We start from the raw sequence: 23226 nt of genomic DNA, 5'->3' as shown, positions 1-23226 counted from the left end.
AAATATACAACATTAATCTATTTTTTATTGTTCGAACTGCCGCTAAATAAAAGGAATAAATTAAGCTTTCCGATACCAATTTACTGAAATACAACAAGTTAAAAATCAAATATGGTCGAATTTGACACCCCTCAGGTATTGAAAAAACCACATGTAATATACAAAAAACTAAATAAATTATTTATTTAGATTTAATCTTAATAATTAACTACAGGTTTATTTTTTACCCTCCAGAAGCTGTATGGGCCGGTTGATACTTTCTTCAAGGACGATGAGGGTTTCTGTACGGTCTATTCCTTCTACCATTTGTATCTTGTTCAATACATCTCTCAGGTGATTGGTATCTTTACAAATGATCTTGGCAAAGATGCTGTAATTCCCGGTGGTATAATAGGCATTGATGACCTCGGCTATTTCTTTGAGCCGTTCAATCACATTGTCGTAAAGGGAGCTCTTTTCCAGATATATCCCCAAGAATGCAGAGATGTCGTATCCTAATTTTGAGAAATCAATATTCAGTGTTGCGCTTTTGACAATACCTAAATCTTCTAATTTTCTCATGCGGACATGCACGGTACCCGAGGACACAAATACCTTTTTGGCAATTTCGGTAAATGGGGTTTTGGCATCTTCATTGAGCAGGGAAATGATTTTAAGATCAATATTATCAATATCTAAAATTTTGTCCATTATTCAATGAGTTAATTGTTAATTTTCAAATAAAGATCTGTTTTAATTATCGAATTGTCAAAGAATTTGAAAACTTTTTTCTATTTTGAAGAAAGGAGAGGGTTTGCTTGTTTGATTTTTCTATTTTTACCGAGGTCCGGACCGATCTGAGGGATCGTTTGCGTGTAAAAAAGAGTAAGTCAGGATATCTCAAAATCGCCCCTTATGCTGTAAATATAGGGTGTTTTTTAACTAAAAGATGCTTTTACTGAAATCCTGAATCAATGAGTTAATAAGTGTACACCGATGTGGTAATATGTTAAAATTAATAGCTTTGTTTCCCATGCGCACCAAATCGTTTCTATTCCTGTTTTTTATCCTGTTTACCGCTCTGGTTTGGCCTGGCCATGCTCAGGAGCACAAGCGTTCCTTGTCACATGATGATTACGATGGTTGGGAGTCTGTATCGCAAACGACCCTCTCCCCGGATGGCAAATGGGTAGGAATCGAAGTCAGTTTGCAAGATGGAGATGGGCGTGCACAATTGATACCGACATCTAAAGGTATGTCGGGCATAAAAGTGCCCCGGTTGAAGCGTTTGAATTTTTCTGAAGACAGTCACTGGGCGATTGGATTGATCACAGCCGAAAGTGATTCTATCCGATTAATGAAACTTAAGGGCATCGACAAAAGCGAATTTCCAATGGACAGTCTGTTTGTCATGGATCTTGAATCGAAATCGATCGTGAAAATTCCCGGGGTGGAAAATTTCCAGCTTCCCGACGAGCGCAAGAGCTGGTATGCCTATGAAGTAAGAAATGACACAACAGGCAGCCAGAAGGAGGAAAAAAATGATAACAGAGACGAGGAGAAGACATTCACCTTACATATAGAAAGGTTTGGAAAAAAGAGGGCTATTGTGAGGGAGAATGTCAGTAAATATGGCTTTGCGCCGAATGGTGAACGGCTCTTTTTCGTGCAAAATTTTCCTGGAAATGATCAGGCTGCTTCTCAGCTAAGATTACTTGATTTGGAATCAGAAAAGGAAATTACCGTCCTGGACAGTCTGGTACAATACAGGCACATGGTATTTTCTGAGGATGCAGGCCGATTTGCTTTTCTGGGGAGCAGGCAATCGGCCAAAGATAGCGTTGAGTTCTTCGACCTGTTTTATCAGGAAGGAGGGCAGCAACTGCTCAGAAAAGAACTGGCAAATAAGACTATCAGTGAACATTATCCATTGAGGTTTTCGAAGGATGGACAGAAGTTGTTTTTTGGCTGGAAGGAACCTCTGCGGAGCTATGTCTATGCCTCGGACACCTCCATTTTGGATGAGGAACGGGTGAGTGTAGATATTTGGGGCTGGCAGGATGCCGAAATACAACCCATGCAACTCAAGAATCTGGAGGATAAAAAGGAGGAAAGTTTTGTTGCGGTCTATCATATCGCTGAGGACCGGGTGCTATCAATAGGTGATCCGAACACCGGCGAGGTGCATTTTAATCCCGATTATACCACTGACTGGGCGATTGCTCTGAATGACCGTCCCTACAGGAAAAATTACAGTTGGAATATACAAATCGGAAAGGACTTAAGCAGGGTATCGGTAAAGACCGGACAAGTGGATTTGTTGGCCAGGGAAGTAGTGGGGAGTCCGAGGATATCTCCGGGTGGCAGATACGCATTCTGGTACAGTAATCCTGACAGTACCTGGATGGCCTACGTGTTGAAAACCAAAGAAGAAATAGCATTGACTACCGGCTTAGAGGATATTTTTTATGATGACCTGCACGACAGCCCATCTTTTCCCGGAAGCAATGGCCATGCCGGATGGTCGGCAGATGATCGGTATTTTCTGGTAAATGGGAAATATGATATATGGAAAATCGATCCGAAGGGAGAGGAAGCTCCCGTAAATTTAAGCAATGGACATGGTGATGTAAACCAGGTCAGATATCGCCTGATCGACCTGGACCCGGATGTGCATTTCGTGGATTTAGACCAGAAACTGGTTTTTAGCGGAATGGATATGAATACTATGGAGAGTGGATTTTTTATTGCTGATGCCTGTGGAAGGCAGGACCCTGAAGTGCTGGTTTTCGGTGCTGCGGCTTTTGATGGGTTGAAAAGAGCTGAAAATGGTTCAAATTACCTTTACCAAAAATCGACATTTTCCCATCCTCCGGATGTATACCTTGCCACTGGTCCGTTCAAAAACAGCAGACAGCTTACCCATATCAATCCACAGCAAGAGGACATTTTATGGGGGAGTGCAGAACTGGTAAGCTACCGTGTTCATGATGGCGACATGATGGATGGATTACTTTTCAAACCGGAGAATTTTGATCCGGAAAAAAAGTACCCCATGATGGTTTATTTTTATGAGAGGAGTTCGACTACACTAAACCGGTACCGGGCCCCCGTACCTTCGGCCTCTATTATCAATATCCCCTTTTTCGTGAGTAACGGATATTTGGTTTTTGTACCTGACATCCAATACAAAATCGGATTGCCCGGTCCCAGCGCCTACGATTGTGTGGTGCCCGGAGTGCAGGCCATGATTGCTAAGGGATTTGTCGATCCGGCCAATATCGGCATCCAGGGGCAGAGCTGGGGTGGATATCAGGTAGCCTATATCATCACCAGAACTAACATGTTTAAAGCCGCCGGGGCTGGTGCTCCGGTAGCCAACATGACTTCCGCCTACGGGGGTATCCGCTGGGGCAGCGGCATGAGCCGCATGTTTCAATATGAGCAAACCCAGTCCAGAATAGGTGGTACACTTTGGGAAAAGCCCATGCATTATCTGGAAAATTCTCCCTTATTCTATGCAGACCGGATCCAGACGCCCACTTTGATCATGCACAATGACGCCGACGGTGCCGTACCCTGGTATCAGGGGATTGAGTTTTTTATGGCGTTGAAGCGAAACAGTGTTCCTTCCTGGCTGCTGGTATACAACGGTGAAGACCACAATCTCAGGGAGCGCAAAAACAAAAAGGATCTGAGTATCCGGCTTTCTCAGTTTTTTGACCACTACCTGAAGGGGGCACCGGAGCCACTATGGATGAAGGAAGGTATTCCAGCTATTGAAAAGGGGAAAACGCTGAAATACGAGTTGAGTGAGGAATAAAATGGTCATGCCCATAAGCTAATGAAAGCAATAGTCAACATCTATCCCATCAACTACAGGCTAGCTGAATGTTTTCGTAAATTCCGGGAATGAGTGTGCAAGAGTCAGTCCATATAATGCCGACAGCCCGGGCGGCCAGACCTGGGGGTATAAACAGATTACAGGCCACAGCGACCTGCGCCTTTTTTATTTCAAGGCTTCCTTAGCGATGATTCCCGGATGATGAGTCCGGATCGCAAGGTAATCGTGTTGGTTTTCTGAAGAATCTCCTGGTGTTCGTCGTCAAGATGGTTGATCAGGTTTTTCATGGCTACTTCCCCCATGTGGTAGCTGGGATAATGGACGGTGGAAAGATTAGGTTCGACCATTCTGGAAATCAGGTCATTGTTAAACCCGACAATAGCTATATCCTCCGGAACGCTGATACCTTTCTTTTTAAGAGCCATAAGGCAGCTGGCGGCACTGGTGTCGTTGGAGATCAGTAAGCCATCCGGCATGGGCTTCATTTGCGTGATTTTTTCAACGATGCGCTCTCCTGAGTCCTCGTCCAGCTCATTGGTGATGATATTGGCAGGGTCAAAGACAAAACCATGATCCATAAGTGCATACTTGTATCCCTTCAACCTGTCTGCATATACATTGATCTGTAAATTGCCCAACACATGTACAATCCGCTTGCAGCCCTGTTTGATCAGGTGTGCTGTAGCATCGTAGATCGCCTGGGTGTTGTTGATGACTACACCGGTACAATGGTTGTTTTCCGGTACCCGGTCGAAAAACAATACCGGGATGTTTTTTTGAAAAAATGGCCGGAAATGTTCGATGTTATCGGTGGTGCCGGCCTTTGACACCAGCAGCCCGTCAACCCGGCTGTTAAACATGATAGATGTATTGGAGATCTCTTTGTCCAGCGATTCCATGGATTGGCTGATGATCAGGTTATAACCCGCCTGGGTCGCTGTCTTTTCCATTCCCGCCAACACCGCAGACTGAAATGCACTGTTGAGTTTGGGCACAATGACGCCGATGCTATTGGATTTTCTTTTCCTCAGACTGGAGGCGAAGATATTGGATTGGTATCCCAGTGTTTTGGCAGCATGAAGGATCTTGTTTCTGGTGACGTCTTTTACCCGGGGGTGATTGCTCAAAGCCCTGCTGACCGTAGTAGGGGATAATCCTACGTCTGCCGCTATATCATAAATGGTGATTTCTTTCTTCATCAATCAATTTGAACTACTAAACGCAGATAATATTATAAATAATTTTAGAAGTATGCAACCGATTTCAAGGTATTTAAAATTTTGGGTAAATTAATAATATGTAGTATTTTATTTAAACAAAGAATAAATGACCGAATTTTAGTTAAAAATATATGTATTTTTAGGATTTTGCCTTCAGATATTAAGGGAAACATTTCATTTATTGCGTTGGGGTTGGTTATCTGTTTTCTTATTTTCTTGTTTGTTAGCTGATTTGGGAAGCCTGGGGAGCATAAAATTATATGAAATCGGTTGTAACAAATTAAATATATTGATATGTTTACGATTATTAGAAAGGAAATTATACCTCATTTGATTCATGACGAAAATTAAACAGTCTTTCGCTTTATTCCTAATTATTTCGTTTCCAATAGTCACGATGGCGCAAAAAATAGCCAGGATAGCCGTAGAAATGCCTGTAAGCTCAAAGTATGCCTATCCGGTTTCCATTTCCTTGGATCCGGTAACCCACACAGCAGATTCATTACTGACCATGATGGAGGTGACGGAAAAAGGTGCGGAGCAAATCCCGTTTCAGATAGATCATATGGGTGAAAGAACCTTGCACTGGGTAGTAAAACCCGCCATGGGCGCTGGAATGCTCAGGACGTTTGAGCTACACAGAAAGCCTTCTGGCAGCGCTTCCGGCAGTCTGACTGTGCGGCAGACAGACAAGGCGCTGATAATTGCGAAGGGTGCAAAAGATTTGTGGCAATACAATCATGCTACCGTGCATCCTCCTGAAGGCGCAGATCCTGCTTATGCACGCAGTGGCTTTGTGCACCCGATGTGGTCTCCCTCGGGAAAATCACTCACGCGGATACAGCCACCGGACCATTACCACCATTATGGGCTTTGGAATCCCTGGACGAGAGCAGAGTATAAGGGAGAAACGATTGATTTCTGGAATTTAAAGGAGAAGCAGGGCACCGTACGGTTTGCGAATTTCGTAAGTAAAACGCATGGTCCGGTATTTGCCGGCTACAAGGTTTTACACGAGCACCTGGTGCTCCAAAACCGTTCCGAACCCGAGGTTGCGATGAGGGAGATTCAGGGAACGCGCATATTTGCCCTGGATGAAGCGGATAGCTATTATCTGGCCGATATCAGTATCCTCTTGAATCCCGCGAGCGATCATCCCGTAACGTTAAAGGAATATCGCTATGGAAGTCTGGGATGGAGAGCTACTGAGAAGTGGAACCGGGACAACAGTGAAGTGATTACTTCAGAGGGTCTGAACAGAAAGGCCGCTGACGGGAGCCTCGCAAGGTGGTGTATCGTTCAGGGCGAAATTGACGAAGACTACGCTTCCGTAGTGATGATGTCTTTTCCTGCCAACTACAACCATCCTGAACCACTCAGGATTTGGCCCGAGGATATTTATGACCGGGGAGACATGTATGCCAATTTTGCACCAACCAAAAATATGGATTGGGATCTGGCCCCGGGAAAAACCTATCTGCTCAACTATAGATTTCTGGTTTCCTCCGAAAAGATAAGTCCGGAAGATGCCGAGGCGGCCTGGCAACAGTTTGCAAATAGTCCAAAAATTACCATTCAAAAAGAATAAACGATATGCTGCCGCAATGCGATGCTCCGGTAGGTTTCCCGGATTAACAGCAGGTAAACATTTTCCCGGGCGCCTGCCTGTTTTGAGTCCATTTTTCCGGGCAAATGGCTTGTCAAAAGGATATCAGATATTTAACAACAATCGATAAACAGGATAACCAAACCACGTGTTTCCATGAAAAAAGAAAAACAATCCAATCTTTCCAGAAGAAATTTTATGAAATCCAGTACCAAGGGCGCCCTCGCCGCGTCCCTGGCAGTTACCGGGTTTCCGACTATTGTGCCGGCGTCTGTGTTCGGAAAAAATGCGCCCAGCAATAAGATCAACATCGGACAGGTAGGCTTCGGCAGGATCGCCATGACGCATGATCTGCCTGAGACCATGAAAAACGATATTGCAAGGGTGGTAGCCGTGGCAGATGTGGACCGGGACCGTGCCGCTCGGGGCAAAACCTGGATAGAGAAGCAATATGCTGACAAATCAGGAAGTAGCAACTACGTGGATGTCAAGGTCTTTGAAGATTACAAGGAAATGATTAACCACAAAGATGTAGATGCCGTGATCATCAGTACTCCCGATCATTGGCATGCCCAGCCGGCGATGGAGGCCGCCCTTGCAGGAAAGGACATTTACCTGCAAAAGCCTACATCGCTCACCATAGAAGAAGGCCGGATGATGAGCGATACCATTCACCGTACCGGAGCTATTTTTCAAATAGGAAGTCAGCAACGCTCCATGAATCCCTGGCCGCAGTTTAAGAGAGCCTGTGAGCTGGTCAGAAATGGAAGAATTGGCAAAATTGAACGTATTCTGGTCGGATTGCCGGGAGATCCTGCCGGAGGCAACGCCGCAGAAATGCCGGTACCCAAAAACCTCAATTATGACATGTGGCTGGGGTCTACGCAGTGGGTGCCGTATACATTGGACAGGGTGCACTCCCAATCCGATATACGCTCCCGTCCGGGATGGCTCCGATGCGAACAATTTGGAGCCGGAATGATCACTGGTTGGGGAGCACATCACCTGGATATTGCCCACTGGGGGATGGGAAAGGAGTATTCAGGTCCGATTGAGCTCGAGGCTACGGCGTCCTTTCCTACTGAGGGACTCTGGACAGTACATGGAGACTTCAAAGTGACAGCCAAATACGACAATGACGTGATCATGGAGGTGAGCGGGGACTACCCCAACGGCGTAAGATTTGAAGGTACAGATGGCTGGATATTCGTAGCCCGTGGAAACGTAGGGGTAACCGACAGTGATCCTGTGCCCGGAGGCAAGCCCAGTGAGGCGTTTAAAGCCAGCGATCAGAAAATTCTTACCTCAGAAATCGGGCCGGAGGAAATTCACCTGTATGCAAGCGAAGAGCAGCATAAAAACTGGCTGGATTGTATTGTCTCCAGGGAACAACCCATCGCCCCGGTGGAGGTGGCCCACCGTTCCTGCAGTGCCTGTTTGCTGTCGCACATCGCAATGAAGCTACCCAGAAAATTGTATTGGGATCCCATTCGGGAGAAATTCAAGAATGACGATGAAGCGAATGCCATGCTTTCGCGGCCAAACCGGTATCCCTACGGAACACAATATGTTCTCTGAATCGTCTAACTTCAAAATTTAAGCATTCTATATAGATATGTCTTTGATTCAAAGCTGGCGCTGGTTTGGGCCGAATGATCCTGTATCTCTGCAGGACATTCGCCAGGCCGGCGCTTCTGATGTAGTTTCGGCCCTGCACCATATAGCCCATGGGGAAGTGTGGCCCCTGCATGAAATTCTGGAAAGAAAGAAAATCATTGAAGATGCCGGTCTTAAATGGTCTGTGGTGGAATCTGTGCCGGTACATGAATCTATAAAAACCAGGGATACCAAATGTGAGCAATATCTTGACAACTACCGCAAGACACTGGAGCATCTGGGAGAAGCAGGTATCGGGCTGGTCTGTTATAATTTTATGCCAGTACTCGACTGGACCAGAACGCAATTGGAAAAACAACTGCCATCAGGCGCCAAAGCCCTGGCTTTTGACTGGGCAGACCTGGCCGCTTTTGACCTTTTTGTTCTCAATAGAGAGGGAGCGGAGAAAGAATACCCGACCAATATCCTGGAAGATGCCCGGAAAAGCTGGGACAGCATGTCTGCAGAAAAAAAGCAGGAGTTGTCCGAAATAGTGCTTATGGGGGTGCCTACGGAAAAAAGCATGACGCTGGAAGGTCTTTCTGCCAGTATTCGCCGCTACCAATCAATCGGCAAAAAGGGTTTGCGTGACAATCTGCTGTATTTCCTGCGCAGCATTCAAAGTACCTGTGAGAGACGAGGCATTACGATGACGCTGCACCCGGACGATCCTCCTTATGCAATATTGGGTTTGCCACGAATAGCTTCGGGCCTGGAGGACCTGGAATTTATCACCGATGCCATACCAGACCCATTCAATGGGGTTTGCCTGTGTACCGGATCCCTGGGCGGCCGAAAAGACAACGACCTGCCTGCTATCACTGCAGCGATAGCCGATCGCATTCATTTCGTTCATCTGCGAAATGTCAGGAAGGATCTTCACGGTAATTTCCACGAATCTGACCATTTAGACGGAGACGTGGATATGGTGCAGGTGATGAAAATCCTCATCCGTATCAACAAGACAAGGAAGAAGTCGATTCCCTTTCGGCCGGATCATGGCCATCAAATGCTGGACGACCTGAAAAAACAGACTATTCCGGGATATTCTGCCATCGGGCGTCTTAGAGGCCTGGCAGAATTGAGGGGATTGGAAATGGCCCTGGAAAGGTATATTTAGCAAAATCTTATTGCGACTGGTATAAATTGAAATGGTGCGCAAATTATTTGTTTACTCAATGCTATTGGTATTGGCTGTTGGTCCCGTTTTGGCACAAAACACCGAAATGCCGGAAAAGGGATTTTGTGCCCATAGAGGGGCCATGGCCACCCATCCTGAAAATACCATTCCTGCTATTCTGGAAGCCATACGAGTGGGAGCCCAGATGATCGAACTGGACGTTCAGTTTAGCAGGGATACTGCAATGGTGCTCATGCATGACGCCACTGTAGACCGGACCACGAACGGAAGCGGAGCTGTAGCTGAGTTGACCTTGTCCGAACTGAGAAGCCTGGATGCCGGGAGTTGGAAAGATAGCAGATTTAGCGGCACCCGGATACCAGTATTGGAGGAAGTACTGGACCTTATGCCCAGGAATATCTGGCTAAACATTCACTTAAGAGGCGGGCAATCCCTGGGAAGTAGCGTTGCCCGGCTGCTCGAAGAAAAAGGCAGGACGCATCAGGCATTTCTTGCCGTGCAGGAACAGTCCCGCCTTGGTGCCCGAAAGGCATCCGCGTCAATATTAATTTGTAATATGGAAAGGTTAAGCGGAGGTGAAGATTATGTAACGACCACGATAGGTATGGAAGCAAATTTCATTCAGCTTAGGGGAGCTATCCGGAATGAGTTCAAAGATTACACAGCCGACTTACATCGTAAGGGAATCAAAGTAAATTATTTCGGTACAGATGAACCGGAAGCTTTCAGGACACTCTTTGAATTGGGGGTAGATTTTCCTTTGGTGAATGACATTGCTGCAGCCATGGAGCAGGCTGAAAAGTTTGGAATAAGAAGAATTAAACCTATCTATTGATTGAAGGTTATTTCAGTTTGTCTCAGAGATAGGAACTTTTTTCAAAAAGGTCAGAAAGTAAAGGATACACCTTCATGATGCCATTCCGGCAATTGGGATTTCCCCGTAAATCATGAATGAAATAGTAAATGCACTTTTCCACAAATTACCTGATGTTTTAATCCAAATTTACTACTGACATCTCCAATAATGGGTTTAATGCTTATTTTAGCGGTCAAACATTTTCCTCAACCATGATCCGAACCCTTTTTTCCTTACACTTGCTTGTAGCTTGTTTTATTTTTACAGGGATCTTGCAGCCACTGAGAGCCCAGGATACCCTTTCTACGGACAGTATTCAGGCGATGATAGATGCACCCACACAGTTTACTCAGGTGCCCTATTTCACATTTGGGAAAGGACTCGGACTGATTTCACCAGACAGTGTTTTTTCTCTTAACATTAGGTTTAGGATTCAGAACAGGGCGGTTTTTAATTTTGATGAAGGGGACCCAACAAATATTGAAGGGAAGGTGCGGAGGCTCAGGCTTCGTTTTGATGGTTTTGTTTACCACCCAAGGGTAACCTATGTCATTCAGCTATCCTTTACCCCGGAAGACATGGATTGGGAGCGCACACAATTTCCCAACATTCTCAGGGATGCCATGATATTCTATAAAGTAAACGACAACCTTACCCTGGGTCTTGGTCAGACCAAACTCCCCGGAAACCGGCAACGGGTAAACAGCTCGGGTGACCTGCAGTTTGTAGACAGAAGTGTCGTCAACGCCACGCTTAATGTAGACAGGGATTTCGGTTTGCAGGGCAAATATACCCGCCGGTTGAGCAACAGGTTTCACTATGTTTTACTGGGAGCAGTCAGTACGGGTAAGGGTAGAAATTTTTTCGGGGGAGTTTCTGAGTTATCCTATACCGGTAGGATAGAGCTGTTACCCTTTGGCCTCTTTGAAGCTTTTGGGGATTACTTTGAGGGAGACCTGATGCGAGAGAAAACGCCCAAAATGTCTATTGGAATGACGCTAAACAAGAACTTTAATACTTTGCGAACCGGCGGGCAAATCGGTACACTGCTCTATCAGCCGACCGATATGGCGACCTACATGAGCGATTGGCTATTCAAATACCGGGGCTTTGCCTTTGCGAGTGAATTCTTATACCGTACCTCTGAAAATCCGCTGACCTTTAATGAAGAGAATGATGTAAGGTATGTTTACAATGGTCTGGGCCAGAATTTTCAGGCCAGTTATCTTATGCCCAATGACCTGGAGTTTGCAGGGCGGTACACGCGGCTGAACCCAGGAGGGCAAATCAGACAATACGAGCCAGAGTTGCAGCACTTCACATTGGGGCTGACCAGGTATCTCCGGGGCCACCGTTTCAAACTGCAAAGCGATCTTACCTATGAGGTATTAGCCGCATACTCAGAGGTATCGAATACACCACGGAATAATTTTATCTGGCGCTTTCAGGTGGAATTGGGCATTTAATTTGCCGGTCGGTGCTATTTTTTTCTAAAGAATCCCCTTAGTGGAAGACCGTTAATTCTGGATTGGGGCAGAATATGTTTTGGAATACTATGAAGTCAAAAAGGCTTTCTTACCTGCACGCCGAAAAACGTAAAGGAGTATTACCGGTCAGGGAGATATGCTGATTTGTCGAAGAAGGAAACCACTGACTCCGTGAATACTCCGGTGAAATCAGGGAAAGGTCAACTACTTAAAACCTGTTGAAAGAAATTCTGGCTGGACGAATTTAAAGCCGGTTTTACTTATTTGCGATGAGGTTTTACTATTATTTTGTTTATAATCTCAAAAACCCTATTTTAGTCAGGTTAACCACGTGATAGCTTCCTCTTAAATTGGTTAGATTTTTAGTTTACTTGCGTACCGGATTCAGAAACCTATCTTTAGGAAGCTAACTACTTGATAGAAAAAAATAGAATTTAAAAAGCTACACGAAACACGAAGCAATGGTTGGCTTGTCAAAATAGAAGGAGGAAGACTGCTTTGAATTTCAGATCGGCGGAAATACGGTGGATTGAAATAGCAAATTGACCCCTATTAGTCTATAGAAAATAATTTTCAGAGGTATAACGGTAAAAATGGAACGCCTATGTGATAAGCTCTAATAGTAACCTGATTCAGAAAGATCAGAAACTGGCGCAACAGTCCATGGCCAGAATAGGTGGAAAAACCACCTTGTATAACGATTAAACATTTAAAATTATGGAAAACAATTTACTGAGGCTGATTGTGCTTTACTCCAAACAAATCCTTAAGCACATTTTTCTACAAATGCTTTTCATTCAAGTGATTGTAGCAAATCCTGGATCCAGCAAGTGCATGGAAGACGACCAGGCAATTGTGGAGATGAAGGAGCCGGAATGGGTAAGGGGTCTGGCAGAACCGGAGCGGCAGACGGATATTACCCTGGCCTATAACCAGGAAATAACCAGTGACTACCTCCCCGTCATGCTAGCGGTGAAGCCGGAATTAAACACAGATCTGAAGCGAAACAGCAGGCTGGAGGATTCCGGTTTTAAGCAAGAAAATGATCAGCGTTTTGAAGTGAAAAGCGGGGTTGGGATGATTTCCGCTGAGACTCTCCCGGCAGGTCTGGATACCCCAGAATCGCTGAATGTAGAAATATCCGGGACGGTGAGGGACGAGAACGGAGATCCTATCCCCGGCGCGACGATCACCATTTTGGGTACATCGGTCGGAACCGTTACCGATTTGGATGGTAATTATACATTGGAAGTTCCTGAGGGGGCTACCATAGTATTTTCGTACATTGGCTACGAATCCAGGCGCATTGAAATTGGTGATGAAAGTGTTATGAATGTTATTCTATCACCCGACCTCACTGCGCTCGAGGAAGTGGTGGTGGTCGGGTACGGAACCCAGGAGAAAAAGGATATCACCGGGTCAGTTGCCTCAGTAAAAAGTGAAGATTTTAATAGAGGGATTATCAATTCCCCGGGACAACTTTTGCAGGGTAAAGTATCTGGCGTCAATGTAACCTCTTCCAGCGGGGCCCCTGGAAGCGGGCAGCGGATTATTATTCGCGGACAGGGTAGTATTCGGCAGGGTACCGGCCCCTTATTTGTGGTAGACGGTTTTCCACTTGGCCTTGCAGGAACAGGCGGAGCTGACAGCCCTCTTAATTTTTTAAACCCTGAAGATATCGAGTCGATTGACGTCTTGAAGGATGCTTCTGCCACTGCAATTTATGGTGCGCGAGGTGCCAATGGCGTAGTGATCATTACAACCAAAAAGGGATCGGCAGGTGTATCCAAGGTTTCCGTAAACACGAATTTTGGTATTTCCAATATGGCAAGGGAAATACCTGTTTTTTCGGCGGATGAGTTTCGTCAGCAGGTTGTTGCCGTTGGAGGCATACTTGAGGATCGGGGGGGCGATACAAATTGGCAGGATGAACTAACCCGAACTGCAATAACCAACGACCACAACATGGTGTTTCAGGGAGGCAGCCAGAATTTCAATTACCGCGCATCACTTGGATATCTCGACCAGCAGGGCATAGTCCTCAATACCGGATTTAAAAGGTATAGCGGAAGGATTGGTGCTACACAAAAATTATGGGACGGTCAATTAAGTATTGATTTTAATCTTGGCTCCAGTATAGAAAAAGGCGAAAATGCTCCTCAAAGCAGGCTGGTTTCTGAAATGCTCGAGTTTAACCCCACATATCCGGCTCGCGATGCTGATGGCATGCCGGTCAGATATCCGGACTTGATTAACCCACTGTATTCAGCAGAATTGTACACGCGTTTCAGTGAGACAAGACGAACGCTATTAAGCATATCACCCTCTTTCGAAATTATTGATGGTTTGGTGTATAAGGCAAATTTTGGCTATGACACCCGGTCGAGTGCTGTTGATAATCAAAGCATGCCGAATAAAGATCCATTCGAAGAAGGGCGTTTGGAGCAGAGTTTCTCAGACGGTGAGAACACTTTGATCGAAAATTATCTGACGTATAATTTCGGGATAGGGACCGACCATGGTTTTACTGTACTAGGCGGTCATTCCTACCAGCGGATTTACAACAGAGGAAGAAGCTGGAGTGTTGATCTTTTCACCGACAATGGGATAGAACCACGCTATAATCCCGGTCTAGGACAGCGGCTGAACCTGGTGGACAATCCACCGGGTGGTTCGGCCAATATCAATGAATTACAATCTTTTTTTGGAAGGGTCAATTACGATTTTCGTGAAAAATATTTGTTGACTGCGACCTTACGGGCAGATGGATCCTCCAAATTCGGAGCTAACAATAAATACGGTACTTTTCCCTCCTTCGCGGCCGGTTGGCGATTGTCTGAAGAGGTAATTATGCAGTCTTCACCATTTAGCGATTTAAAACTTCGGGCAGGTTGGGGACAGACAGGCAATCAGGAAATACCGAATAAAATCACGCAGGCATCATATACCACACGCATATCCAATCAGGATAGTTACCCATTGGGAGGGCAGGAGCCGCCGTACACGGCCGGAACAGCCTTCGTTCGATTGGCAAACCCAAACTTGCAGTGGGAGGTGTCTACTCAGACGAACGTGGGTATAGATTTCGAGCTATTTGAGGGCGCGCTTTCGGGAACGATAGATTATTTCAATAAGGTCTCCAACAATATTTTACTTGAAGTAAAGCCTCCGGACCCAATTCAGCCTGCCACGGATTACTGGACAAATGTTGAGGACATGAAAATCACCAACAAAGGATTGGAACTGGCACTCAATTACCAGCACAATACAGAGGGGGGACTTTATTACAGTATCGGCGGTAATGCGACCTTTATCAACAATGAAGTGCAGAACTCCCCTTTTACTATTGTCACGACGGGAAGTGCAGAAGGTTCGGGACTCACCGGAGCAACGATCAATGGGTTGATAAATGGTCATCCTATCGGAACATTTTATATGCAAAGGTTCATTGGTATCGGACCAGATGGCTTGTCGGTATTTGAAGATTCGGAAGATGGAGGGCGTATGGTAGTGGGTAGCGCACTGCCGGATATGACCTATAATTTCTTTCTGAATCTCAATTACCGGAATTTTGACATCGGTACGAATTTTAATGGTGTTTCCGGCAATATGATCTACAACAATACTGCGATGAACAAATTCTACAAAGCAAAATTGGCCAACGCGCTCAATACGACCGACAAAGCATTGGAGTATCCCGAGGAGAGTATCATCAATTCTTCCTCCGTTTCTACCCGGTACCTGGAGAATGGTTCCTTCTTTCGCCTGAATAATGCGACTTTGGGATACAACTTCAATACTACTAACCTGGGCATTGCAAGTTGGGCGAAGGAATTGCGCTTGTCGTTGACAGGACAAAACCTTTTCCTGATCACAGACTATACCGGGTATGATCCTGAGGTAAATCAGGATCGCTCCGTGGATGGGATTCAGTCGGCAGGGATCGACCTGAACGGTTACCCAAGGGCCAGGACATTTGTAATGTCGCTCAACGCATCTTTTTAATAAACCAAAAGTGAATAGTACCATGGAAAATACTATAAAACTAATTGTCTTGACAATTGCGGTATTGGCTGGCAGTTGTACAGATCTGCAGGAACAGATTTTAGATGAATCTCTAAGCGGCGGGGGGCAGGAAAGTGACCTGGTGCGTGGTGTTGTAGCACCCGCCTACGGCATGTTGCCTGAGTTTTACAGACATACAAGGTATTTTGCCGTACAGGAAATACCAACAGATGAGGCTATATTGCCCTATCGCGGAGGCAGGGACTGGGGTGATAATGGCATCTACATTGAATTGCATCAGCACACCTGGGGTCCTGTGCATAGCAATATCCAGCAATGCTGGGATTACCTCACTGTGATGGTCTCAAGGACCGTCACAGCAATTAATATATTAACACCACTGGCGGAGTCGGATTCGGAAGCCCGGGTTTTCCTGGCCGAAGTAAGAGGCCTCAGGGCTTTTTACAACATGATCGTTTTGGATCTTTGGGGAATCACGTTCTGGAAAGATGATGCTGGGGAGCTGTCTGAAATTCTCCGTGGCAACGAGGCGGTCGAGTACATCCGTACAGAATTTGAAGCAGTGATACCTGATCTGAAAACTGATGTTGGGCCGGGACGACTGACCAGGGGTGGTGTATATGGTTTATTGGCTCGTCTGCACCTTAATGCTGCCGTGTGGAGAGATCCATACGCTGCCAGCTTCGACTTTTCCGATGCCGATATGAATAAGGTTATTGAATACAGCAATATGGTCATCAACGATGGTCAATACAGCTTGTCGGCAGAGTACTTTGCCAATTTTAACAATGACAATCATGATAACCCGGAGCTGGTATTTGCGGTTGATCAACGGCCCGACCTGAATGGGCACAACCGTATGTCCTATTTCTCCATGTCGGACAATTTTTACGGTAATCCGCTATTCCCAAGAGGTAATGGTACAGATGGACCGGGCATCACTTCGGATTGGTATCAGTCCTGGGTAGACGCTTACGGCCCTACAGATCCTGCCGATGCTGATGCCAGGTTCTATTGGGAAAGAATGATTATCCCGGCGGATTCTGCCATTTCTGCGGAGGATTTTGAAGTAAACCGGGGAATTTATCGTGGCCTGCAATATGGCTTGCAAAATACGGGAAGAAGGTTGCCCTTTATTCAGACAGCTGATGGCAGGTACAAGATAGGACCCCTGCGCGACTGGCGGCGCGCCGAAGAGAATGCCTACGTGGATTTTGTCGAGGACATCAACTTTACTGCAGAGGGCAGTGACTACAATACAGGTTTCAGGGTTGAAAAATACCAGTGGAGCAAATCTTCAGATGACGGCCGAAATAAAGGGGAAGCCGACCTGGTGATTTTACGTTTAGCCGATTGTTATATGATGCGTGCTGAAGCCAAACTGCGCATGGGCGACACTGGTGGAGCCCTGTCGGACGTCAATCTGGTGCGGGCTTCGCGAACTGCGAGGCCAGCAGTTATCCCGCCTCCCCTCACATCAATGGACCTGGATATTCTCTTCAGGGAGCGCGGCTTTGAATTTTATTGGGAGCATCAGCGGCGAACGGATATGATCCGATTCGGTAAGTACGAAGGCACCTGGACCGAGAAAACCGACAGCGACGTTCAGAAGCGGGTATTTCCTATCCCGCAGTCCGCAATAGACGGTGCTTCTGCGGCTGAAGGGTACCTGGTGCAGAACCCGGGCTACTGACAAGTGGACAGCTTTACCTGGGACAGGCTAGAAACGAGAAGGCAGATGGTAATCCGTCTGCCTTGTTGTTTGCACTTGATCTTCTCGTGCTGGCCAACATCTTTATTAAACACCTGAATTCGACTTGGTTTATGATTGAAAATATCATCCCGAAGCTTCAGATGGGGCTTGGGCGATGATACCCGTGGAAATCTTCACTAAAAAAGGACTGTTAAAACATAGGCCCTATTGAAAGAAAGTCCATTAATATAGCTATAAGCTTCACGCCTCATTATCCGGGCAAGAAGTAGAATCCTTCTTTTATAAAGCTAAACCTAATGAGCAGAGACTAGGCTATAGTTTCAAAACCTAAAGGTTATGTTTATGGAAGATTTTGATTCGGTTTTTTTCAAACCGGAAAAACGCCTAAATTAGGACACTTAACTTGTAAATGATCAAGCCCAAAATAAACGATAATGAACTTTGTGCTGCCTTGTTCCGAAGGGACTTGAAAGCTTTCGATACCATTTATGAAAGGTATTGGAAACGGCTTTATTGTTATGCGTTTAAAATTTTTGAAGATCAGCTGGTTTGCGAGGATTTGGTTCAGGAAGTTTTTGTAGACTTGTGGGAAAGGGCAAGCCATAATAGGATCGAAAACCTGGAGTCCTATCTGTTCCGGGCGGTTAAGTTTCAGGTTCTAAAAACAATTCGGGATCTGAAAAAAACAACAGACCTAGAGGTTGTTTTCGCACATTTGCCGGAGAAGTTAATGGCCGATCATATGCTGGAACTTGAAGACCTGGATAAAATTTTAAAAGAAAGTGTATATGGCCTGCCTGAAAAATGCAAAGAAGTTTTTCAGTTAAGCCGTGATTCAGAGTTATCCAATCCGGAAATTGCCCGTCAAATGAATATTTCCGTTAGGACCGTAGAAGCTCATTTGTACAGAGCATTAAAAACTATTAAAAAAAACCTTGCCCAAATTTATTTCTGTTTTATAGGTATTATTGATGCATGGATTTAGGTTTTATTTTTTTTTAATACAAAATAGAATTAATTAGGTTGTTTTTTTATTTTCCGCAGATCAATTAGATAATTATTTTTTAGAATTTAGAATTTTTTTTGGTTACCTGACTAAGTGGAAAAGATACAAATTGGTACTCTCCTAAAGATAAACTTAACATGACTAAAGAAGAATTTCTCAAGCTTCTGCGAAAAAAGGAATCCGGCAGTATTTCTGAATACGAAAATGCCTTGTTACTGCAGGTACTGGACAAACTTCAGGAAAGGCAATTGTCCTGGGAATTGGCTGGGAGGGAGGAAGAGGAAGTCCGGAAGCGCATTAGAAGCCGCATTGGGCAGAAAATTGACGTAAAGAAAACCAAAGAAAGCTTATATCCTTCTCTTCGGGTCGCCGCATCGCTCATTTTGAGTATATCCTTTGGCTTTTTGTTATACTCAATCTATCTGCCAGAAAGGCAGGTCATCTGGGAAGAAAGAACTACCAATGAGCGGCAAAAAGCCTCCATCATACTTCCAGATGGCAGTCTGGCATATTTAAATACCAATACCAGCTTGAGATTCCCCAAAACATTCGCCAATGGAAAAAGGGAAGTTGCACTCACCGGTGAGGCTTTTTTTGAAGTGGTAGCGGATAAGGATGCACCCTTTGAAGTAATTAGTCAGGGAATTAAAACAGTAGTATTGGGTACCGCATTCAATGTCCGGGCTCATCCGGATTCGGCGGTAAGGGTGGCGGTACAAAGCGGAAAGGTAGCTGTTTTTCATCAGGAAGCAAAGCCAGGAACTGCTCCTGTGGAGCTGCTCCCCCGGCAAATGGCCATCGCCAGAGCCAATCGGGAAGAGATTCTTGTGGAGAACCTGGCAACAGATGCTTTTCTGGATTGGAAAGCGGGTGCCATTAGCTTTGATATGGACCCCTTCGATCAAGTGATACAGCGATTGGCCTCCATCTACAACTATACGATTGAAATCAACGGAGTGGGTATGGACCAGTGCCAGATAAAAGCCACTTATGCCAATGGAAATTTATTTGCGGTCTTGTATGGTCTGAAAAACCTGGTCGAATTCGAAGTCGAGAATACCGGGGAACGAACGCTGAGGATAACCTATAATAAATGTAAGATGTAAAACTATACAACCTATGTAAACAGCTTAATTTCAAAATGTATGTTCAAAAAAATCCGGAACTGCTGCAACAGTCCCGGATCAGGATCGGTGGAAAACCACCATGTTTAACAAAAAACAATTAAAATTATGAAAAATAATTTACTAAGGCTAATTGTGCTTTATTCAAAACAAACCCTAAAGTACTTTTTGTTTCAATTACTTGTCATTCAGGTAATTATGGCAGAGCCAGGATCCGGCCAGAGCATGGAGGATTATCAGGTACAGATACAGGCCCATAACCAGAAGCTGGTAACGGTATTGGCGGAATTGGAACAGCAGACTGATTTTATCTTTGCGTACAACCAGGAAGTAGCTAAAGACAAAACCCGGATCTCGCTGAATTTATCCACGGATCTCAAATCCATGCTCAAGAAGATTACCGAGCAGGTTGATTATGATTTCAAGCGTGTCAATGAACAAATTTATGTGGTAAAGAGTGAGGTACTTTACCGGGAACATGGTATAGACGAATCTGGAGAGGAAGCCGAGCTTTGGGCGGATGTTGAAATATCAGGAACAGTAACCGACGAACGTGGAGCGCCCATTCCCGGTGCCACGGTGATTATAGACGGAACGAGTACAGGAACAGTCACTGACATTGATGGGAATTTTTCGATAGACGCAGATGAGGGAGATGTCATTAGGATTTCGTTTATCGGTTATCAGACCCAGTCTGTCAGTATTGGCAATCAGACAAATCTGCAGATTGTTCTGACCGAAGATCAATCTTCGCTTGAGGAGGTTCTGGTGGTTGGTTACGGCACACAAAAGAAAGAGGATGTTACCGGAGCCGTTTCCTCAGTAAATCAGGAAGCAATAAAAAATTTACCGGTTTCTACCCTGGATCAGAAGATGGTGGGCCAGGTAGCGGGCGTCCAGATCCAGCAGGTATCAGGTGCTCCCGGTGCAGGTACTTCTGTGAAAATCAGGGGGAGTGGTTCTCTGGGAGCTGGAAATGAACCGCTTTATGTCATTGATGGCATGCCTTATTCTTCAGGCATGAATCAAACACTCAATCCCCTGATGTTCATTGACCCCAACAATATCGAATCGATTACAATTCTGAAAGACGCCTCTTCCACTGCGATCTATGGATCCAGAGGTGCAAATGGAGTGATAATGATTACAACAAAAAAGGGCGAGTACGAACAGACCAACGTAAATTTTTCTTCTATGGTTGGTGTGCAACAGGTGCCTCAAAAAGGAAGGCCGAATTTGTTGAATCAAAGGGAATTTGCACAATTTCAGCGAGACAGGATAGATATTGGAGTAAGGCAAACCGAGAATAGAGAACCTAATCTGAATGATTATCCTGAGGAATATCGGAATCTGGATGCACTCAGCGGTCCGGGTACCGACTGGTATGACCTGGTCCTTCAGTCGGCCTCTATTCAAGACCACAATTTTAGCCTGCAAAAAGGCACAAAGGATTCCAGGATAAATTTTAGCCTCGGGTATTTTAAGCAGGAAGGTGTATTGAAGCACACGGGAATCGAACGGTTTAGCAGTAATCTGGGCATTGAGACCAACGTTTCTGACAAAATTAAGTTAGGGGCCTCCATTCAACCTACATTTATCAAGCAGGATAGGGCTAATACCAATCTGAACAGAGGGGATGTACTGGGAGTAAGCATCTGGGCAAACCCTATTTCTACCCCATATGATGAAAATGGTAATCTAAAACCCTATATTGTAGCACCACAAAGTAGGTTTCATTCTGCCTGGAGTTTTGCCAACCCCCTGTTTGTTCTTCAGGAGTCTCACAGACAACAGAACACTTTTCAAAACCTTGGAATCGCCTACGCTGAAGTTGAAATTTTACCGAATCTGAGATTCCGCAGCTCTTTGAATACGATTTTTGAAGTTTCAAAATTTGAGCAATTTATTCCCAGTACGGTCGGGGACTCAAACCGTCCTCCAACTCCGGGAACAGGTTTTTCCTCCAATAGCAGGAGCAACAGTTTTGATTGGCTGATAGAGAACACAGTAAACTACGATTTAACCAAAGGAGATCACAGGATCAATGCATTGCTGGGTTATACAACCCAGAAATTCACTTCCAATAGCATCTCCCTGGCCGCGGATCCATTTCCAAATGATCTGATACGAACGATAAATGCAGCTCAGGCCATTGAGTCCTGGGGAGAGGTAGTCAATGAATGGAGCATGATTTCCTACCTGGGGAGGATAAATTACGCTTGGAAAGATAAATACCTGCTTACTACCACATTCAGGTCCGACGGCTCTTCCCGGTTTGGCCGGGAAAACAGATATGCGCTGTTTCCCTCTCTGGCTGCGGCCTGGCGGATTTCCAGGGAGAGTTTCTTTTCGGATATCAACTGGATCGATGAATTGAAACTCAGAGCGAGTTACGGTAAGAGCGGTAATAATAATATCGGGAATTACGCTCACCTTGCTACGATCTCTGCTGGTTCTTATGTTTTTGATGACAATCAGGTAACTGCTTCCAGTGTAGGTTTGTCTAACCCCTTTTTAACATGGGAGGAGTCAAATCAATTTGATTTAGGGCTCGATTTCCTCTTCCTGGACAGCAGACTTTCATTGTTGGTGGATCTCTACAGAAGGGAAAGCAATAATATGCTCCTGAATGACGTCATTCCGGCGATCACCGGGTTCAATTCCCAGACAATCAACCAGGGGAATGTGAGAAATACCGGCTTGGAAATTGCCCTGGGAGGCACACCCTATGAGGGGGAATTTACATGGAATATAAACGCCAATATTGCCTTCAACAGGAATGAGGTAATAGCACTTAATGACAACACGGTTCGAATACTGGCAGGGAATAACGATGGTAATCCTACCCACATTTCAGTTGTTGGTAAGCCCATAGGGCAGTTTTACGGATTCGTTTTGGAAGGTGTTTATACACCGGAAGACCTTGAAAATCCGGCCATTATTAAGACACCACAAGTGTATGAAGGAAATGTCAAATATAGAGATGTCAATGGCGATAGTTTAATTAATGATGTTTTGGATTATACCATAATTGGTAATCCCCACCCTGATTTCATTTTCGGTCTAACGAATAATTTTGCCTATAAAGGAATTGATTTAGGCATAATCATCAATGGTCAGCAGGGTGGTCAGGTAATGAATGGACTAAGGCAAACCACGGATAATTTACAAGGTTTTTTCAATGTGGATAGGGATTGGGAAAACAGATGGCGAAGTAGGGAAGATCCGGGAGACGGCATTCATTCCGGTATTCCTCAGGTAAGGCCCAGTTGGGGACATCGGGTGTCCACTCTATGGGTGGAGGATGCCTCCTATTTGAGAATTTCTAATCTGACGCTGGGATATACGTTTTCCGGGAAATTGATGGAAAGGCTTAGAATCCTGAAGGGCTCCAGAATTTATATGACGGTCCAGAATCTGGCCATGTTTACCAACTACAAAGGTGCAAATCCGGAGGGTCAGGCTGCGAACCAAAACAATACACTTGTACCTGGTTTTGACATGACGTCCTACCCGCTCTCAAGAACAACTTCATTGGGCATAAATTTATCCTTCTAGGCCCCATTT

Annotated in this window: 13 protein-coding genes; 11 read left to right on the top strand and 2 right to left on the bottom strand. The window is 45.2% G+C overall.

The annotated features are described in order from the left end of the window. Positions 1–216 precede the first annotated feature (216 nt). Entirely contained in the window at positions 217–690 is a 474-nt protein-coding gene (locus BUB19_RS06480) for an Lrp/AsnC ligand binding domain-containing protein (RefSeq protein ID WP_073093707.1), read from the bottom strand. 295 nt (positions 691–985) lie between these two features. Here BUB19_RS06480 and BUB19_RS06475 point away from each other — a divergent pair, with 295 nt between their 5' ends. Further along, positions 986–3802 carry a S9 family peptidase gene (locus tag BUB19_RS06475; RefSeq protein ID WP_245802791.1) on the top strand — a complete coding sequence of 939 codons (2817 nt, stop codon included), beginning with the start codon at positions 986–988 and terminating at the stop codon, positions 3800–3802. Between the two features lie 191 nt (positions 3803–3993). Here the strand turns inward: BUB19_RS06475 and BUB19_RS06470 are convergent, their stop codons facing one another. Further along, positions 3994–5022 (bottom strand): LacI family DNA-binding transcriptional regulator, encoded by a 1029-nt coding sequence (locus tag BUB19_RS06470; protein WP_073093705.1) that lies wholly within the window; start codon positions 5020–5022, stop codon positions 3994–3996. Between the two features lie 418 nt (positions 5023–5440). On the opposite strand from BUB19_RS06470, the gene BUB19_RS06465 reads away from it, so the two are divergent. The 10 genes from BUB19_RS06465 (at position 5441) to BUB19_RS06420 (ending at position 23217) form a co-directional block, all read left to right on the top strand. Continuing rightward, complete coding sequence (locus tag BUB19_RS06465) at positions 5441–6631, top strand: DUF6807 domain-containing protein (RefSeq protein WP_245802790.1); 1191 nt, start codon at positions 5441–5443, stop codon at positions 6629–6631. Between the two features lie 174 nt (positions 6632–6805). Further along, positions 6806–8227, top strand: coding sequence for a Gfo/Idh/MocA family protein (locus tag BUB19_RS06460; RefSeq protein ID WP_073093703.1), 1422 nt, complete (start codon positions 6806–6808; stop codon positions 8225–8227). Positions 8228–8264: 37 nt separating this feature from the next. After that, positions 8265–9425, top strand: coding sequence for a mannonate dehydratase (uxuA, locus tag BUB19_RS06455; protein ID WP_073093702.1), 1161 nt, complete (start codon positions 8265–8267; stop codon positions 9423–9425). A gap of 58 nt (positions 9426–9483) precedes the next feature. Next, positions 9484–10281, top strand: a complete 798-nt coding sequence (locus tag BUB19_RS06450; protein WP_073093701.1) for a glycerophosphodiester phosphodiesterase — start codon at positions 9484–9486, stop codon at positions 10279–10281. A 233-nt stretch (positions 10282–10514) separates the two neighbouring features. Then, the gene (locus BUB19_RS06445) at positions 10515–11768 is read left to right on the top strand and encodes a porin (RefSeq protein WP_218588546.1); all 1254 of its coding nucleotides are present in this window, start codon (positions 10515–10517) and stop codon (positions 11766–11768) included. 738 nt (positions 11769–12506) lie between these two features. Then, the gene (locus BUB19_RS06440) at positions 12507–15794 is read left to right on the top strand and encodes a SusC/RagA family TonB-linked outer membrane protein (protein ID WP_084097031.1); all 3288 of its coding nucleotides are present in this window, start codon (positions 12507–12509) and stop codon (positions 15792–15794) included. Positions 15795–15816: 22 nt separating this feature from the next. Beyond that, positions 15817–17508 carry a RagB/SusD family nutrient uptake outer membrane protein gene (locus BUB19_RS06435; protein WP_073093700.1) on the top strand — a complete coding sequence of 564 codons (1692 nt, stop codon included), beginning with the start codon at positions 15817–15819 and terminating at the stop codon, positions 17506–17508. A gap of 487 nt (positions 17509–17995) precedes the next feature. Continuing rightward, a complete protein-coding gene (locus BUB19_RS06430; RefSeq protein ID WP_245802789.1) occupies positions 17996–18514 on the top strand; it encodes an RNA polymerase sigma-70 factor in 519 nt (172 codons plus the stop codon). A gap of 158 nt (positions 18515–18672) precedes the next feature. Continuing rightward, positions 18673–19641 carry a FecR family protein gene (locus BUB19_RS06425; RefSeq protein ID WP_073093698.1) on the top strand — a complete coding sequence of 323 codons (969 nt, stop codon included), beginning with the start codon at positions 18673–18675 and terminating at the stop codon, positions 19639–19641. A 126-nt stretch (positions 19642–19767) separates the two neighbouring features. After that, positions 19768–23217 carry a SusC/RagA family TonB-linked outer membrane protein gene (locus BUB19_RS06420; protein ID WP_073093697.1) on the top strand — a complete coding sequence of 1150 codons (3450 nt, stop codon included), beginning with the start codon at positions 19768–19770 and terminating at the stop codon, positions 23215–23217. The last annotated feature ends 9 nt before the right edge of the window (positions 23218–23226 follow it).

This window comes from Cyclobacterium lianum (assembly GCF_900143075.1).
Lineage (GTDB): Bacteria > Bacteroidota > Bacteroidia > Cytophagales > Cyclobacteriaceae > Cyclobacterium > Cyclobacterium lianum.
Note: the sequence above shows the minus strand (reverse complement) of the source record. Positions and strands in the feature narration are given on the sequence as shown.

Excerpts from the sequence above, each read along its gene's own strand:
- BUB19_RS06425 (WP_073093698.1), top strand. The coding sequence starts at position 18,673 with ATGACTAAAGAAGAATTTCTCAAGCTTCTGCGAAAAAAGGAATCCGGC.
- BUB19_RS06460 (WP_073093703.1), top strand. The coding sequence starts at position 6,806 with ATGAAAAAAGAAAAACAATCCAATCTTTCCAGAAGAAATTTTATGAAA.
- BUB19_RS06450 (WP_073093701.1), top strand. The coding sequence starts at position 9,484 with ATGCTATTGGTATTGGCTGTTGGTCCCGTTTTGGCACAAAACACCGAA.
- BUB19_RS06440 (WP_084097031.1), top strand. The coding sequence starts at position 12,507 with ATGGAAAACAATTTACTGAGGCTGATTGTGCTTTACTCCAAACAAATC.
- BUB19_RS06445 (WP_218588546.1), top strand. The coding sequence starts at position 10,515 with ATGATCCGAACCCTTTTTTCCTTACACTTGCTTGTAGCTTGTTTTATT.
- BUB19_RS06420 (WP_073093697.1), top strand. The coding sequence starts at position 19,768 with ATGAAAAATAATTTACTAAGGCTAATTGTGCTTTATTCAAAACAAACC.
- BUB19_RS06470 (WP_073093705.1), bottom strand. The coding sequence starts at position 5,022 with ATGAAGAAAGAAATCACCATTTATGATATAGCGGCAGACGTAGGATTA.
- BUB19_RS06480 (WP_073093707.1), bottom strand. The coding sequence starts at position 690 with ATGGACAAAATTTTAGATATTGATAATATTGATCTTAAAATCATTTCC.
- BUB19_RS06465 (WP_245802790.1), top strand. The coding sequence starts at position 5,441 with ATGGCGCAAAAAATAGCCAGGATAGCCGTAGAAATGCCTGTAAGCTCA.
- uxuA (WP_073093702.1), top strand. The coding sequence starts at position 8,265 with ATGTCTTTGATTCAAAGCTGGCGCTGGTTTGGGCCGAATGATCCTGTA.
- BUB19_RS06435 (WP_073093700.1), top strand. The coding sequence starts at position 15,817 with ATGGAAAATACTATAAAACTAATTGTCTTGACAATTGCGGTATTGGCT.
- BUB19_RS06475 (WP_245802791.1), top strand. The coding sequence starts at position 986 with ATGTTAAAATTAATAGCTTTGTTTCCCATGCGCACCAAATCGTTTCTA.